Source organism: Pseudomonas bharatica (genome assembly GCF_048586865.1).
Taxonomy (GTDB): domain Bacteria; phylum Pseudomonadota; class Gammaproteobacteria; order Pseudomonadales; family Pseudomonadaceae; genus Aquipseudomonas; species Aquipseudomonas bharatica.
Window position 1 is genome coordinate 133,979 of the sequence record NZ_JBMAWR010000005.1, and the last position, 15,403, is coordinate 149,381.

Here is a 15,403-nt window from a genome sequence, read left to right on the forward strand (position 1 = left end):
GTTTCTCATGAAGAAACTGATTTGCGCGGCTGCATTTGCAGTTGCAACCCTGGGGCAAGCATTCACCGTACAAGCTGCGGACATCACCTTCGCAGTCGGCCAGACCAGCGATTCGACCATGACCTATCGTCTCGGCCTGGAGTCCAACTGGGACGCCAGCTGGTGGCAGACCAGCGTCGGTCGCCTGACCGGCTACTGGGATGCTGGCTACACCTACTGGGACGGTGACGAAACCTCGAGCAACCACAGCCTGTCGTTCGCGCCGGTATTCGTCTACGAGTTCGCTGGCGGTTCGGTCAAGCCTTATATCGAGGCGGGGATCGGCGTCGCGGCATTCGCCCACACCAAGCTGGAAAGCAACAACCTGGGCGGCTCCTTCCAGTTCGAGGACCGCATCGGCTTCGGTCTGCGCTTTGCGGGAGGGCATGAGGTCGGTGTCCGGGCAATCCATTACTCCAACGCCGGCATCAGCCAGCCCAACGATGGTGTCGAGAGCTTCGCCCTGCATTACCGCATGGCGCTCTGAAGTTTGATGGATTGAAAGAAACGCCGCCGGAGATGGCGGTGTTTCTGGCTTTGTGTCGTTTTTACGGGCCTCATCGCTGGCAAGCCAGCTCCCACAGGGATCGCGTGCACCGCAACCCCTGTGGGAGCTGGCTTGCCAGCGATTAGGCCCTCAGGTTCGCCGCAAAGGCCAAAGGCTACTCACCGACATGGCTTCCAGCACCATCTCCGGCATCCGCTGCGGCAGCCGGTCGATGATTGCCAACGCCGCCGTGTCTGCCGTCCAGCGCTGCGGCAGAGCGATCGTCGAGGTCACCGGCTTCTTCACGGTTTGCGGCGTAACCAGGGTCAGGTCTATTTCCTGTGGCGCCAGTTGGCTGCGCATTTCGCTGAACCACTGGCCCAAGCTGTTATGTGCCGTGGGACTTTGGCTGCCTTCATGCTGCTGAAGTGCGGTGATGCTGCTGAGGATCCCCACGACCTGCGGCTTCCTGCCGGCCAGCAGCAGCGGCACGGCGTTGCTCAGGCAATGTGTGCTGGCGCTCACGTTGCTGGCGATCAGCGTTTCGAACATCGCCGTACCGCTGGACGCCCCGTCGAGGTAATCGCAAGACCCCGCATTGAGGATCAGCAGGTCCAGCGCACCCCATTCTTCCTGGATGCGCACGCTCATGGCTTCGGCGTCGGCCGCCTCGGCGAGGTTGCCGTGCAGCTCCAGGCAGCCGGGGATCAGGTGCTCTGGCAGGGGCTCGAAGGGCATTCGCCCGCTGATTGCCACACGGTGACCGAGGGCAAGCAGGTGCAAGGCCAATGCGTGACCGAGGCCGTTGCTGGCGCCGGTGACCCAGATTCGTTTGCTGTGCTCGGTTGTCACGTTAGTGCTCGACTTCTTGTTCTTTCGGGAGTTGTTTGAATGCCTCGATGGCCCGGCGGCGGCTCGTGCCCAGATCGACAATGGGTTGTGGATAACCCTTTACCGAAAACAGGCCGCCGGGGCTGTGGATTTCCTTGTCGTCGAGGTCTTTCAGCTCCGGCAGCCAGTGTCGCAGGAAGCGTCCCTTTTTGTCGAAGCGTTCCGACTGACTCACCGGGTTGAATACCCGGAAATAAGGCACTGAATCGGTTCCGGTCGAGGCGCTCCACTGCCAACCACCGTTGTTGGCGGCGAGGTCGCCGTCGATCAGGTGACGCATGAAGAATGCTTCGCCCTTGCGCCAGTCGATCAGCAGGTTCTTGCTCAGGAACATCGCCACGACCATACGCAGACGGTTATGCATCCAGCCGGTGGCGAGCAGTTGCCGCATGGCGGCGTCGACGATCGGCACGCCGGTGCGGCCTTCCTGCCAGGCCTTGAGGTCTTCGGGGGCATCGCGCCATTGCACTGCCTCGGTGGCCGGACGGAAGGCGCGGTGACGGGAAACCCGTGGATACCCTGTCAGCACATGCTTGTAGAACTCGCGCCAGAGCAGTTCGTTGATCCAGGTAACCGCGCCGGGGTTGCCGCTCTCGAACTCGCCGTGATTGTGCGCCAGCGCCGCGTGCAGGCACTGGCGCACCGAGACCACGCCGGCCGCGAGATAGGGCGAAAGCTGGCTGGTGCCGTCCACCGACGGTATATCGCGCTGCTCGGGATAGTCGGCCATGGCGTCCTGGGCGAAATCCTCCAGACGCTTGCGGGCGTGGCGTTCTCCTGCCGGCCACAGGTCGCGCAGCGTGTCGCAGGGGAGCGCGAAGCCTTCGATGGCTTCGGGAATGGCGTCGTTGGCCACGGCTGGCCTGTCCTGCTTGCGCGGCAGTCTCTGCAACGGCGGCAGGGCATGGTGCAGGCGCTGGTAACAGGCCTTGCGGAACTGGGTGAAGACCTTGAAGTAACCATCGTTCCTGGTCAAAACCGTGCCCGGCTTGAACAACAACTGGTCGAGGTGGCTGTGCAGGCGAATGTCGTGACGCTGCAGCAGCTCGCCAACCTGGCGGTCACGCCGGGTTTCGTTGATGCCGTATTCCTCGTTGACGTGCACATCCTGCACGCCGTGTGCCTGGCAGACCTCCAGCACCACCTGCGGCGCGTCTCGCCAGTGCTCGGCATGGCCGATCAACAGCGGGATGTTGTAGTGGGCCAGTGCTCCCTGGAGTTCGCGCAGGTTGCGCAGCCAGAAATCCACCTTGCACGGCGCGTCGTCGTGTTCTTTCCATTGCCCGGGGCTGACCAGCCACAGGGCCAGGGTCGGCCCGCGTTCGCTGGCGGCGCACAGTGCGGTGTTGTCATGGATTCGCAGGTCGTTGCGCAGCCAGATCAGTTGCATTCAGGGTTTCCGTGGAGATAGGGGCAGCAAGCGCTCCCAGGCCGTGCAGGCAACGCTGTGCCGCCAATGGCGTGTCGAGCAGATGCCAGCCTGGATCGTCGCCCAGTGCTTGCTTATGAAGGATGACCGCAGCGCCGAACAGGAGTTTCGGCACCTCGAGCGGGTTCAGGTCGCGACGCAGTTGCTCACAGTCCGCAACGGCATTGACGCTGAGCAGCAATGCCCCGGCGCCGAGGCGTTCTGCTGCCATGGCCAGGTCGCGCCCATGCAGCGGGAGATCGAAAACCTCCACCGGGCAACCCGCGTCGCTGACCAGCCAGGCGCACAGCCACAGGTGCGGATCGATGGCCTGGTTGCCGGTGCTGAGCAAAAGCACCGGCACGCCGTTGAGCTGGCGGTTGTTGTGGTAGACCCGCAGGCCCAGCTTGCTGCGCAGCCAACTGTGGAAAAATGCCCGTTCTACCTGGGCACAAGGATGAACCTGCCAGCGCACTTCCAGTTGGTCCAGCAACGGCAGCAGCAGTTGTTCGCACAGGGTGGCCGCCGGATACAGCGCCATGGCCTGGTTGAACTGCTGGTCGAGCTGACGTTCGCCAAGGTGGGCGATGCAGTTGGTCAGGTGCGCCGACAGCACGGACCAGTCATCCCCCGTATTGCGCCCTGCCGATGGCGGATCGGCGTCCAGCAACGGCAGGACCTGGCTGACCGCGACACCGCGGTTGAGCCAGGACACGATGGCCTGGATCCGCTGTACCTGGTCGCTGCTATACAAGCGATGGCCCTTGCTGGTGCGCTGTGGCACCACCAGGCCGTAACGTCGTTCCCAGGCGCGCAGGGTGACCGGGTTGACCCCGGTGAGGCGGGCGATTTCGCGGATTGGCAGCAGTTGATCAGATGGCATTGCGCAGGCTCAGGTTTTCCGGATGCGGTTGCAGGTAGACCTGGGCCAGCAGGTAGGGATCGGGGTGATGTCGCAGATGGTGCTTGAGCAGGGTCATCGGCACTACCAGCGGTACCACGCCGGCCATGTACTGATCGATCAGGCGGCGGATTTCCTGCTTGTCCTGTGGGCCGAGGAAGTCCCGCAGATAGCCGCTCAGGTGCATCAGCACGTTGCCATGGGTGCCACGGCTGGCGCAGCGCGACAGGGCGCTCATCAACTGGCTGAAATAGCGCGTGCCCAGTTCCTCGGGATCATCCTGGCGCGTCATGCTGCCGAGCAGCTTGCCGAGTACCTTGTACTGTTCGGGGTTGTGCGCCATCAACTGGTACTTGTAGCGCGAGTGGAAGGCGATCAGTGCATGCCTGCTCAGCCCCTCGCTGCGCAAACGCTGCCAGTCGGCATAGGCCAGTACCCGGGTAATGAAGTTTTCCCGCAGCACCGGGTCGTGCAGGCGGCCTTCTTCTTCCAATGGCAGGTCAGGGCGCAGTTCGCGGAAGCGCGCGGCGTAAAGGCCGCTGGAGAGCTGCCGGGCGGGATAGCCGTTGGCCTGGTAGACCTTGATGCGCTCCAGGCCGCAGGACGGGGATTTCTGCATGAAGATGTAGCCGCAGATGTCGTCCAGTTCCGCGGCGGTTTGCTCGGCGTAGGCGCGCAGCGCGTCGGAAACGTCCAGGGATGGATCACGGCTGCCAACGGCCCGGGGGTTTTCCGGGTCACCGCTGAGATGGATCGCCGCGCGTGGCGTGCCAAGGCCAATGGCCACTTCCGGACAGACGGGCAGCAGTTCGAAGTGCTCGGCCAGCACATCGGTACACAAACGGGACTGCTTGTGGCCGCCGTTGAAGCGGACTTCTGCCCCGGCAAGGCAGGCGCTGAGGGCGATTTTCGGCTTGGTGTGGGACATGCGGTGACGACCTTTCTTGTACAAAGATAAAAACATGTACAACTTACGCCTAGCATAGGCCCAAGGTTGTACAAGTCAATATCCCTGTAGAGGTCGCCATGCCCGCAGGGTTTATTCCAGGTGTTCGATCAGCCGACGCGCTGCTTCCTGGCCGCTGAGCCAGGCCCCCTCGACCCGACCGGACAGGCACCAGTCGCCGCAGGCATAGAGGCCTTGGTCGGCATCGGCCAGCACGCCCCATTCATGGCTGCCGGCGGGACGGGCGTACAGCCAGCGGTGCGCCAGGGTGAAGCTCGGGGCGGGTACGGCGCAGCCGACCAGTTCGGCGAAGTCGCCCAGCAACTGCTCGATCACGGCCTCCTTGTGCAGGTCGATGTGCTGTTTGCTCCAGCTCGAACTGGCATGCAGGACCCAGGTGTCGAGGTGCTCGTCACGGCCCGGTTTGCTGCGGTTGCGCGCCAGCCAGTCGAGGGCGCAACCCTGGACGAAGCAGCCTTGCATCGGCGTATCGAGCGGCGTGTCGAAGCCGAGGGCGATGGCCCAGGTCGGCTCCATCTGCACGCCTGCCACGGCCGCGGCGAGTTTCGGCGTGGCTGCCAGCAACGGCGTGGCCTGGGGGGCGGGTACGGCAACGATGACCCGGCTGAACGGGCCATGGCTGCAGCCGTCGGTGTCCTGCAGGTGCCAGTAGTGCTTGCCGCGAAACACTTCGCTGATACGGCAACTGAAGTTCACCGTGACGTCCTTGAGCAGGCCGCGGGTGATCGCACTCATGCGCGGCACGCCGACCCAGCGCGTCTGTTCGTCGGGGGACGGGGTCAACTGGCCGTCGCGATAGTTGTACAGCTGCGGTTTCCACTCGGCGACCCAGCCCTTGTCCTGCCAGTGCTGGACCTGCTCGACGAAGCGCCGGTCGCGCGCGGTGAAGTATTGCGCGCCGAGGTCCAGCGCGCCGGCGTCGCTGCGCTTGCTGGCCATGCGCCCGCCGCTGCCGTGGCCCTTGTCGAACAGGTGAACGGCCAGCCCCTGCTTCTGCAATGCCTGCGCTGCGGAGAGTCCGGCGATGCCGGCACCGATGATGGCGATAGGTACAGTCATGATGGCCTCTTCGAACCCGTGATGTGTACGGACAGCCTCGCTGTCAATAAAACCTGTACAACCCTGGCATTGTGTATAAGATTAACCGGCTCTTTACAACAGGTTGGCCTATGTTTATCCCAGAGTGAACGGTCAAAAAAGTGCCTTGCTCTTAAAAATAGACCAGCACACGCCACAGAGAGGACACGGCCATGAATATATTGCTGACCGGCGGTACAGGCCTTATCGGACAGCGGTTGTGTCGTCATTGGCAGGATCAGGGGCATAACCTGACCGTCTGGAGCCGGCGCCCTGATGAAGTTGGAAAGCTGTGTGGCGCGGGAGTTCGAGGTATCGGCCAATTGCACGACTACGGCGACGGGGTGCTGGATGCGGTGGTCAACCTGGCCGGTGCACCGATTGCCGATCGCCCCTGGACCGCGGCCCGGCGCGCGCAGCTGTGGGGAAGCCGGATCACCCTGACCGAACACCTGCTCACCTGGCTCGAGCGGCGACAGCAGCGACCGTCGGTGCTGCTGTCGGGCTCGGCGGTCGGCTGGTATGGCGACGGTGGCGAACGCGAGCTGACCGAAGCGTCGCGTCCGGTGAAGGAAGACTTCGCCAGCCAATTGTGCATCGCCTGGGAAGAAACCGCCCTGCGTGCCGAGGCCCTGGGCATTCGCGTGGCATTGATCAGGACCGGGCTGGTGCTGTCCGCCGAGGGCGGCTTTTTGTCGCGCCTGCGCCTGCCGTTCAAGCTCGGGCTGGGCGGGCCTATCGGCGATGGTCGGCAATGGATGCCGTGGATCCATATGGACGACGAAATCGCCCTGATCGATTTTCTCTTGCAGCACGAGGACGCCAGCGGTCCTTATAATGCCTGCGCTCCGGAGCCGGTGCGCAATCGCGAGTTCGCCCGGCGCCTGGGGCGAGCCCTGCATCGTCCGGCTTTCATGCCGTTGCCGGCGCTGGTGCTCAAGGCCGGGCTGGGCGAGTTGTCCACGCTGCTGCTCGGCGGCCAGCGGGCCCGGCCGGTCCGGGCCCTGGCGGCGGGTTTCACCTTCCGTTTCAACGATGTGCAATCGGCGCTGGACGACTTGTCTGCGCGCCTCTGAAAAGGATGTTGCATGACCGATCATGCTCTGCTGCTGGTCAACCTGGGTTCACCGGCGTCCACTTCCGTCGCCGATGTGCGCCGTTATCTCAACCAGTTCCTGATGGACCCGTATGTCATCGACCTGCCGTGGCCGGTTCGGCGTCTGCTGGTGTCGCTGATCCTGATCAAACGCCCGGAACAGTCGGCCCACGCCTATGCCTCCATCTGGTGGCCGGAGGGTTCGCCGCTGGTGGTGCTGACCCTGCGCCTGCAGGAGGCGATGCGTCCTCATTGGCGTCACGGCCCGGTTGAAATCGCCATGCGCTACGGCGAGCCGGCGCTGCCGACGGTCCTGCAGCGCCTTGCCGCCCAGGGCGTACGCAAGGTGACCCTGGCGCCGCTTTATCCGCAATTCGCCGATAGCACCGTGACGACCCTGGTGGAGCAGGCCAGGGCCACCATCCGCGAGCAGAACCTGCCGCTGGAGATGCGCGAGTTGCGTCCCTTCTATGACCAGCCCGAGTACATCGATGCGCTGGTCGCCAGTGCCAGGCCGTACTTGCAACAGGCGTTCGATCACCTGCTGCTGAGTTTCCATGGCCTGCCGGAACGGCATCTGAAGAAAGTCGATCCTACCGGCAATCACTGCCTGCAGAATGCCGACTGCTGTCGCAACGCCCCGGCCGAGACCCTTGCCGTCTGTTACCGCGCCCAGTGCTTGCGCACCGCCGAGGCGTTCGCCCGGCAGATGGGCCTGCCGGACGGCAAGTGGTCGGTATCCTTCCAGTCGCGCCTGGGCAGGGCCAAGTGGATCGAGCCCTACACCGAAACGCGCCTCGACGAGCTGGCCAAGGGCGGAACCAGGAAGCTGCTGGTGATGTGCCCGGCCTTCGTCGCCGATTGCATCGAGACCCTGGAGGAGATCGGTGACCGCGGCCGCGAGCAGTTCATCGAGGCGGGCGGCGAGGAGCTTACCCTGGTGCCGTGCCTCAATGACCATCCGCAATGGATCGAGGCCCTGGCCACGCTCTGCGAGCGGGCCTGACCTGAAACGAAGAAGGGGCTGCACATGCAGCCCCTTCTTCGTTCAGCGGAGGATCACCGGCTCACGGCAGATGATCGTCCATTACTTTCTTCTTCCAGCTATCGTTGCCCGGCAGCAGCAGGTTCAGGCCGATGGCCACGATGGCGCACAGGGCGATGCCCTTCAGGCCCCAGTCGTCCGGGCCGTCGCCGCTGCCGACCAGCACGCCGCCGATACCGAACACCAGGGTCACCGAGACGATCACCAGGTTGCGAGCCTCGCTCAGGTCGATCTTGTGGCGGATCATGGTATTCATGCCCACCGCCGCGATGGAGCCGAACAGCAGGCAGAGGATCCCGCCCATCACCGGTACCGGGATGCTTTGCAACAGCGCACCGAACTTGCCGATGAAGGCCAGGACGATGGCGAAGATCGCCGCCCAGGTCATGATCTTCGGGTTGTAGTTCTTGGTCAGCATCACCGCGCCGGTGACTTCGGCGTAGGTGGTGTTGGGCGGGCCGCCGAACAGGCCGGCAGTGGTGGTGGCGATGCCGTCGCCCAGCAGCGTGCGATGCAGGCCCGGGGTCTTCAGGTAGTCGCGACCGGTCACGCTGCCCACTGCGATCACTCCGCCGATATGCTCGATCGCCGGAGCCAGGGCGACCGGGACAATGAACAGGATGGCCTGCCAGTTGAACGCCGGGGCGGTGAACTTCGGCAGTTCCAGCCAGGGCGCCGCGGCGATCCTGGCCACATCGACCACGCCAAAGGCGAAGGACAGTGCGAAGCCCACCAGCACGCCGGCGATGATCGGCACCAGGCGGAAGATGCCCTTGCCGAACACGGCGACGATCAGGGTGGTCAGCAGCGCCGGCATGGAGATCATCATCGCCGTGCTGTACGGCATCAGGACGCTGCCGTCACCGGCCTTGCCCATGGCCATGTTCGCCGCGATCGGCGCCATGGCCAGGCCGATGGCGATGATCACCGGGCCGATCACCACCGGCGGCAGCAGGCGGTCGATGAAACCGGTGCCCTTGATCTTCACCGCCAGGCCCAGGAAGGTGTAGACGAAGCCGGCGGCCATCACCCCGCCCATGGTCTCGGCCAGGCCGAACTGGCCCTTGGCGAGGATGATCGGCGTGATGAAGGCGAAGCTGGAGGCGAGGAACACCGGGACCTGACGGCCGGTCACCACCTGGAACAGGATGGTTCCAAGGCCTGCGGTGAACAATGCCACGTTCGGGTCCAGGCCGGTGATCAGCGGCATCAGCACCAGGGCGCCGAAGGCCACGAAGAGCATCTGCGCGCCCGAGACGATCTGCCGCCACAGCGGGTCGTTGAACTCGTCCTGCATGCTCAGGCGTCCTTCTGCTTGGTACCGAAGATCTTGTCGCCGGCATCGCCCAGGCCGGGAATGATGTAGCCGTCTTCGTTCAGGCGCTGGTCGATCGAAGCCGTGAAGAGTTGTACGTCGGGGTGGGCTTTTTCCACCACGGCGATGCCTTCCGGCGCCGCGACCAGGACCATCGCACGGATGTCCTTGCAGCCGGCGCGCTTGAGCAGGTCGATGGTGGCGACCATGGAACCGCCGGTGGCCAGCATCGGGTCGATGATCAGGGCCAGGCGCTGGTCGATTTCCGGCGCGAGTTTTTCCAGGTAGGTGTGCGCTTCGAGGGTTTCCTCGTTGCGTGCCACGCCCACGGCGCTGACCTTGGCGCCCGGAATCAGGCTCAGCACGCCGTCGAGCATGCCGATGCCGGCGCGCAGGATCGGAACCACGGTGATCTTCTTGCCGGCGATCTTCTCGGCCTGGACCTTGCCGCACCAGCCATCGATTTCATAGCTTTCCAGGGGCAGGTCCTGGGTGGCCTCGTAGGTCAGGAGCGCGCCGACTTCCTGGGCGAGTTCGCGAAAGTTCTTGGTGCTGATATCAGCGCGGCGCATCAGGCCGAGCTTGTGGCGGATCAGCGGATGGCGGATCTCACGGATGGGCATAGGGGAGGGCTCCGGAATGCGGGCAAAAAAACCGCGCTAGATTAATCTATTCGTCCACGTGCTCCTATAGGCATACAGGACGTTAGTCCATAAATGCTTGATCTGGTGCGTGTGGATGCGTACCTTTGCCCGCTTTTCCAAAACCTGACCACCTGGAGAGCATTCATGTCCGCTGATCTCGAGCACATCCGCCAAGTCATGCGGGAAGCCGACTGCCTGCACAGCGAAGCCGAAGTCGAAGCGGCGATCGTCCGCGTCGGCGTGGAAATCAGCGAAAAGCTCGCCGAGAGCAACCCGGTGGTGTTCTGCGTGATGAATGGCGGCCTGATCTTCGCCGGCAAACTGCTGACCCAGCTGCAGTTCCCGCTGGAAGCCTCGTACCTGCACGCCACCCGCTACCGCAACCAGACCAGCGGCGGCGACCTGTTCTGGAAGGCCAAGCCGGAAGTCTCGTTCATCGACCGCGACGTGCTGATCATCGACGACATCCTCGACGAAGGTCATACCCTCAGCGCGATTCTTGATTTCTGCCGCCATGCCGGGGCGCGCAACGTCTATACGGCGGTATTGATCGACAAGGACCATGAGCGCAAGGCCAGCCCTGGCCTGAAGGCCGATTTCACCGGGCTGAGTTGCGTCGATCGCTACGTCTTCGGTTATGGTATGGATTACAAAGGCTACTGGCGCAACGCCAATGGCATCTATGCCGTCAAAGGACTCTGAAACCGTGAGCAACACCCAGTTCCTCGATCAAACGCTGTTTGCCGATGTCGCGCAGAAGGCCGCGCAGAGCCCACGCGGACGTCAGCACCATAACTTCCATGCGATGGAAGATCCGTGCCACCGGATGGCGGTCGGCCTGCAGCCCGAGACCTACATCCCGCCACATCGCCACCAGGCGCTGGACAAGGCGGAAACCCTGATCGTGCTCAAGGGCAAGCTGGGCCTGCTGATTTTCGACGAGGCGGGCACGGTCATCGACAAGCGTATCCTGGAGCCGGGTGGGGACTGCCTGGGCGTCGACCTGCCGCCGGGGATTTTCCATGGCCTGGTGGTGCTAAAACGCGACAGCGTGATGTTCGAGTGCAAGGCCGGGCCTTATCGTCCGGTGGCCGACGGCGACATGGCACCCTGGGCGCCGCGGGAAGGCGAGCCGGAGGTGGCAGCCTATCAAGCCTGGATGCTTGCGCAGTTCGATTGATCCGCAAGGGCCCCGCCAGGGCCCTTTTGCCATGCTAGAGTGCCAGGCCGCCTTCAAGGAGCCTGTCATGCGTGCGATTCTCCCGCTTCTCCTGTTCCTCGGTTTTCCCGTCGCTGCTGCGCCGATGCATGGGCAGTTCCTGCCGCCGGATGAACTGGCCGTACGCCAGGATGCTCCGGAAAGCCAGCAACTGTTGCAGGTCACCAGCTATTCGGTGGTAGTGGGCAACCAGCGCCAGTCCAGCCAGCAGCCATTGCCGATCACCTCGTCGCTGACCATGCGCCTCAAGGGCAAGCCGCTGAACCAGGGCGCCAGCATCAGCCAGGTGGTCATCAGCTTCGACGGCGAGGGCAAGAGCCTGCGCAAACCGGCCTACGACAGCGCGACCCGCACCCTGACCCTCAACTATGCGCCGGCGCAGTACCAGGTGATCCTCGACCTGCTGCGCAACGACATCGTCTACGTCCAGTTCCTCAGCTACGCCAACGGGCATATCTGGGCCGACCTGCATACCGGAACCCTTCGCACGCGCTGAGCGGCGGGGTACACTCCCGGCCCATTGGAAAATGTCCTTGATGGTTCAGTTGGAGTCGGTAATGCGTAAAGACAAGAAGCAGGTGATTGGCGACGAGATCAGCGACGACTACGTCAAATCCTTCCTCCAGTACGAGCCGGCCGAGGGCCAGGGCTCCCCTTCGCATCACAAGCTGATCAAGGGCTACCGCGGCATGCGCATCGACGACTTCGAGCGCTTCGTCGGTTTCTTCGTCGAGGCAGGTTATGACCTGGACGGCAAGGACGAGCACGGCAAGACCTTCGTCGAGGTAATCGCCGACCAGCGCAATGCGCCGGAATACATCGAGATCATCGAAAAGGCCCGGGGTTGAACATCTCTATGGCCTGACGCCGACCCTGTGGGAGCGGGTTCACCCGCGATTGCGTAGGTGGATTCACCACCGTAATCGCGGCGGTTCGGCGCCCCGATGAACCCGCTCCCACAGGGGCTGTATTGTGCTTTCCAGTGGTGTAAGCATCACAAATCGGCAGACATAAAAAAACGCCCAGATGGGCGTTTTTTCATGGGTGCAGATCAGGCGTAGCTAGGCGCCGGACTGCTTTCGACCAGGCCCAGGGCCTCGTCGTTGTAGGCCGCGACCTTGTGGTACAGCTCGGCGTCGGCCGCCAGGACCTTCTCCCGGGCGGGGAAGATTTCCTTGAGCTTCTCGGCCCAGGCACCCTTGGCCTTGTCGGCGAAGCAGCGCTCGATCAGTTCCAGCATGATCGACACGGTCACCGAGGCGCCTGGTGAAGCGCCCAGCAGCGCGGCGAGCGAGCCGTCCTGTGCAGCCACCAGTTCGGTACCGAACTGCAGGATGCCGCCTTTCTTCGGGTCCTTCTTGATGATCTGCACGCGCTGGCCAGCCACTTCCAGGCGCCAGTCCTCGGCTTTCGCTTCCGGGTAGAAGCGGCGCAGGGAGTCCAGGCGCTGTTCCATCGACTGCATCACTTCACTGACCAGGTACTTGGTCAGGTCCATGTTGTCGCGGGCCACGGCCAGCATCGGACCGATGTTGCCCATGCGCACCGACAGCGGCAGGTCGAGGAACGAGCCGTGCTTGAGGAACTTGGTGGTGAAGCCGGCGTATGGGCCGAACAGCAGGGATTTCTTGCCATCGACCACGCGGGTATCGAGGTGCGGTACCGACATTGGCGGAGCGCCCACGGCGGCCTGGCTGTAGACCTTGGCCTGGTGCTGCTTGACGATTTCCGGATTGTCGCAACGCAGCCACTGGCCGCTGACCGGGAAGCCACCGAAGCCCTTGCTTTCCGGGATGCCCGACATCTGCAGCAGCGGCAGGGCCGCGCCACCGGCGCCGAGGAACACGAAGCGGGCATCGACATCACGGCTGCTGCCGCTGTTGACGTCCTTGACGGTGACAGTCCAGCCGCTGCCGTTACGGCGCAGGCCGGTAACCTTCTTGGAATACTTGACCTGCGCGTCCGCAGCGTTGCCCAGGTGCTTGAGCAGCTTGTTGGTCAGGGCGCCAAAGTTGACGTCGGTGCCTTTCATGACGCGGGTCGCGGCGATCTTCTGGTCCGCCGGGCGGCCCGGCATCATCAGCGGCATCCAGTCCTTCATCACCGCATGGTCTTCGGTGTATTCCATTTCGGCGAAGGCGTGGTGCTGCTTGAGCAGCTCGTAGCGCTTCTTGAGGAAGGCGATGCCCTTGTCACCCTCGACGTAGCTCAGGTGCGGCACGGGGTTGATGAACGCCCGTGGCGAGCTGAACGCGCCTTTCTTGCTCAGGTAGGCCCAGAATTGCCGGGAAACCTCGAACTGGGTGTTGATGTGCACCGCTTTCTTGATGTCGATGCTGCCGTCGGCAGCCTGAGGCGTGTAGTTCAGTTCACACAGCCCGGCATGGCCGGTACCGGCGTTGTTCCACGGATTGGAACTTTCCGCGGCACCCGAATCCATCAACTCGACGACTTCCAGCCTGATCGCCGGGTCGAGCTCCTTGAGCAGCACGGCCAGGGTGGCACTCATGATGCCCGCGCCCACCAGTACTACATCGACTGCTTCGTTCTGCGCCATTAACGCATCTCCAAAATCATCAGCACCTAATTGACAGCATAGGACCCCGGACCCGCCGGAATGCCCTATCCGCTACTTCACAGTTTTTCCAACGTTCACGGACACTGCCAACCGGGCTCTCTACGTTGCATATGAACGCATCCAGCGGCCGGTTCGGCAATTCGACTTATGGTCGAGGTGCCCGTCGTGCGCTGTGGACCGGCCTCAGTCGTTCACCTCGGATGAGGGCCGATACCCACTGCCTGAAGCTGCCAGGGGTACTGATGATGCTTTTGCACATACCAGACTGTTCATGCTCGCCACACTCTTGTGAAGTTGTGAAAACCCGTTTTTTCACGCTCTTTTGGAGTCGTGAACCTCAAAAAGGAGCCGTGCAGGGCAGGCTCGTCAGGTTCAGTGCAGAGCGTGGAGGGCCGAAAAGCGGGCACACCGGCTGCGCAAGACCTGTGTGAACGGCTCTCTGTGGGCGATCTTGGGAATGCCGATGCATGACATTGGCGGTGTTGCGGGGCCCGATCAGGAGACGTCCTTATAATCGGGGGCAGATTATAACGATGTCGCGGGCAGAAATGGCCTTTATTGCAGACTTTTCTTGCGCGCCCGTCAGGCGGCCAGCGTGCGCCGCAGCAGATTGCCACGACGACGCTGCACCAGCCGGGCGCTGGCGGGCAGGGGGCGGTTCAGCCAGCACAGCGCGGGCTCGTTGACTTCGACCCAGCCGGCGCCGACGGGCGGCAGCTCGCAGCACTTGAATGCCTGGCACAGGCCACTGGCATCGAGGCGGGCGAAGTGGCGTTGTGGCTGGCGCTTGAAGAGCAGGGACCAGAAGCTGTTCATGGCGAAGTACCTTGTGGGGGCTGGCGCAAGGATAAGCCGGTGATGATGAAGTGCGTGTGACAGCGGAATCCGTGGATGAAAGAAGGGTCTTACCCTGCAGGGATCCGATGACTGGCGCCGCGGGCGCTGGGTATACTGGCGCCCTTTTTCGCCATTCCAGGAGAGATGAGCATGTTGCAACGTTTGTTGTTCGGTTTGATCGCTGTGACCAGCCTGACCCTGGTGGGTTGTGCCCATAGTCCGCAACAACTCAGCCCGCAACCGAAACTCACCGCCCAGCTCGCTCCCGTCGGCCATGGCCAGCCGGTGGTGGTGCGGGTTGTCGATGGGCGTGGCACCCAGACCCTCGGCACCCGCGGCGGCCTGTACCCGGAAACCAGCGCCATCACCGTGACCGGCAATGATGTGCTGCCCAAGCTGCAGGCACAGGCCGAAGCTGCCGTGCGTCTGCTCGGCTTCACCCCGACGCCGAATGCCTACAATGCGCCGCAGTTGACCGTGACCCTGGCGGAACTGAAATACCAGTCGCCGAAAGAGGGCATGTACGTCACCGAAGCGACCATCGGCGCCACCTTCAAGGCTGACGTTAACAACGCCAACCGTCGTTACAGCGGCCGTTACGGTGCGTCCCTGGACCAGCGCTTCGGCATGGCGCCGAACCAGGAAACCAATACCAAGCTGGTCAGCGACGTGCTCAGCGATGCGCTGACCCGCCTGTTCAAGGACCCGACCATCGGTCAGGTGCTGGGCGAGTAAGCCTTACCGCAGAAACGCAAAAGCCCGCGTCCTGTATCAGGGCGCGGGCTTTTTCTTCTGGGCTACACGCCCCCTGTGGGAGCGGGTTCACCCGCGATTGCGGTAGTGGGCTCACCGACGCAATCGCGGGTAAACCCGCTCCCACAGGGGGCGTGGTGCTGTTC

Annotated in this window: 17 protein-coding genes; 8 read left to right on the forward strand and 9 right to left on the reverse strand. The window is 63.3% G+C overall.

Translation table 11 applies throughout. From position 1 onward, the window contains the following. Positions 1–7 precede the first annotated feature (7 nt). A complete protein-coding gene (locus ACKLLE_RS08655; protein WP_420057621.1) occupies positions 8–526 on the forward strand; it encodes an acyloxyacyl hydrolase in 519 nt (172 codons plus the stop codon). Between the two features lie 150 nt (positions 527–676). Here ACKLLE_RS08655 and ACKLLE_RS08660 read toward each other — a convergent pair whose 3' ends face one another. From ACKLLE_RS08660 to ACKLLE_RS08680, 5 genes are all read right to left on the reverse strand, one after another. Continuing rightward, entirely contained in the window at positions 677–1,378 is a 702-nt protein-coding gene (locus ACKLLE_RS08660) for an SDR family NAD(P)-dependent oxidoreductase (protein ID WP_420057622.1), read from the reverse strand. Position 1,379: 1 nt separating this feature from the next. Next, the gene (phrB, locus tag ACKLLE_RS08665; RefSeq protein ID WP_420057624.1) at positions 1,380–2,807 is read right to left on the reverse strand and encodes a deoxyribodipyrimidine photo-lyase; all 1,428 of its coding nucleotides are present in this window, start codon (positions 2,805–2,807) and stop codon (positions 1,380–1,382) included. Next, complete coding sequence (locus tag ACKLLE_RS08670) at positions 2,767–3,708, reverse strand: MerR family transcriptional regulator (protein ID WP_420057625.1); 942 nt, start codon at positions 3,706–3,708, stop codon at positions 2,767–2,769. The genes phrB and ACKLLE_RS08670 overlap by 41 nt, the downstream gene beginning before the upstream one ends. Next, positions 3,698–4,654: a YbgA family protein gene (locus tag ACKLLE_RS08675; RefSeq protein ID WP_420057626.1), complete on the reverse strand. Its 957-nt coding sequence runs from the start codon at positions 4,652–4,654 to the stop codon at positions 3,698–3,700. Before ACKLLE_RS08675 ends, ACKLLE_RS08670 begins: the two co-directional genes overlap by 11 nt. Positions 4,655–4,765: 111 nt before the next feature. Beyond that, positions 4,766–5,752: an NAD(P)/FAD-dependent oxidoreductase gene (locus tag ACKLLE_RS08680; protein WP_420057627.1), complete on the reverse strand. Its 987-nt coding sequence runs from the start codon at positions 5,750–5,752 to the stop codon at positions 4,766–4,768. Between the two features lie 191 nt (positions 5,753–5,943). On the opposite strand from ACKLLE_RS08680, the gene ACKLLE_RS08685 reads away from it, so the two are divergent. Both ACKLLE_RS08685 and hemH read left to right on the forward strand, forming a co-directional pair. Beyond that, positions 5,944–6,846: a TIGR01777 family oxidoreductase gene (locus tag ACKLLE_RS08685; protein ID WP_420057629.1), complete on the forward strand. Its 903-nt coding sequence runs from the start codon at positions 5,944–5,946 to the stop codon at positions 6,844–6,846. A gap of 12 nt (positions 6,847–6,858) precedes the next feature. Continuing rightward, on the forward strand, positions 6,859–7,872 hold the full coding sequence (gene hemH, locus ACKLLE_RS08690; protein WP_420057630.1) for a ferrochelatase: 1,014 nt from the start codon (positions 6,859–6,861) through the stop codon (positions 7,870–7,872). Positions 7,873–7,933: 61 nt separating this feature from the next. On the opposite strand, the gene ACKLLE_RS08695 is transcribed toward hemH, so the two are convergent. Together ACKLLE_RS08695 and upp are read right to left on the reverse strand one after the other, a co-directional pair. Beyond that, complete coding sequence (locus ACKLLE_RS08695; RefSeq protein ID WP_009405930.1) at positions 7,934–9,208, reverse strand: uracil-xanthine permease family protein; 1,275 nt, start codon at positions 9,206–9,208, stop codon at positions 7,934–7,936. 2 nt (positions 9,209–9,210) lie between these two features. Then, positions 9,211–9,849: a uracil phosphoribosyltransferase gene (upp, locus tag ACKLLE_RS08700; RefSeq protein ID WP_009405928.1), complete on the reverse strand. Its 639-nt coding sequence runs from the start codon at positions 9,847–9,849 to the stop codon at positions 9,211–9,213. Between the two features lie 165 nt (positions 9,850–10,014). On the opposite strand from upp, the gene ACKLLE_RS08705 reads away from it, so the two are divergent. The 4 genes from ACKLLE_RS08705 (at position 10,015) to ACKLLE_RS08720 (ending at position 11,937) form a co-directional block, all read left to right on the forward strand. After that, positions 10,015–10,572 carry a hypoxanthine-guanine phosphoribosyltransferase gene (locus ACKLLE_RS08705; RefSeq protein WP_009405927.1) on the forward strand — a complete coding sequence of 186 codons (558 nt, stop codon included), beginning with the start codon at positions 10,015–10,017 and terminating at the stop codon, positions 10,570–10,572. Further along, positions 10,553–11,050 carry a WbuC family cupin fold metalloprotein gene (locus ACKLLE_RS08710; RefSeq protein WP_420057632.1) on the forward strand — a complete coding sequence of 166 codons (498 nt, stop codon included), beginning with the start codon at positions 10,553–10,555 and terminating at the stop codon, positions 11,048–11,050. Before ACKLLE_RS08705 ends, ACKLLE_RS08710 begins: the two co-directional genes overlap by 20 nt. Positions 11,051–11,117: 67 nt before the next feature. Further along, complete coding sequence (locus ACKLLE_RS08715; RefSeq protein ID WP_064303616.1) at positions 11,118–11,585, forward strand: hypothetical protein; 468 nt, start codon at positions 11,118–11,120, stop codon at positions 11,583–11,585. 61 nt (positions 11,586–11,646) lie between these two features. Further along, positions 11,647–11,937 carry a PA4642 family protein gene (locus ACKLLE_RS08720; protein ID WP_064303617.1) on the forward strand — a complete coding sequence of 97 codons (291 nt, stop codon included), beginning with the start codon at positions 11,647–11,649 and terminating at the stop codon, positions 11,935–11,937. A 203-nt stretch (positions 11,938–12,140) separates the two neighbouring features. On the opposite strand, the gene mqo is transcribed toward ACKLLE_RS08720, so the two are convergent. Continuing rightward, positions 12,141–13,646: a malate dehydrogenase (quinone) gene (gene mqo, locus ACKLLE_RS08725; RefSeq protein ID WP_064303618.1), complete on the reverse strand. Its 1,506-nt coding sequence runs from the start codon at positions 13,644–13,646 to the stop codon at positions 12,141–12,143. Between the two features lie 603 nt (positions 13,647–14,249). Continuing rightward, on the reverse strand, positions 14,250–14,483 hold the full coding sequence (locus ACKLLE_RS08730) for a hypothetical protein (protein WP_420057634.1): 234 nt from the start codon (positions 14,481–14,483) through the stop codon (positions 14,250–14,252). Between the two features lie 171 nt (positions 14,484–14,654). Here ACKLLE_RS08730 and ACKLLE_RS08735 point away from each other — a divergent pair, with 171 nt between their 5' ends. Then, complete coding sequence (locus tag ACKLLE_RS08735) at positions 14,655–15,239, forward strand: YajG family lipoprotein (protein WP_009405912.1); 585 nt, start codon at positions 14,655–14,657, stop codon at positions 15,237–15,239. Positions 15,240–15,403 lie beyond the last annotated feature (164 nt).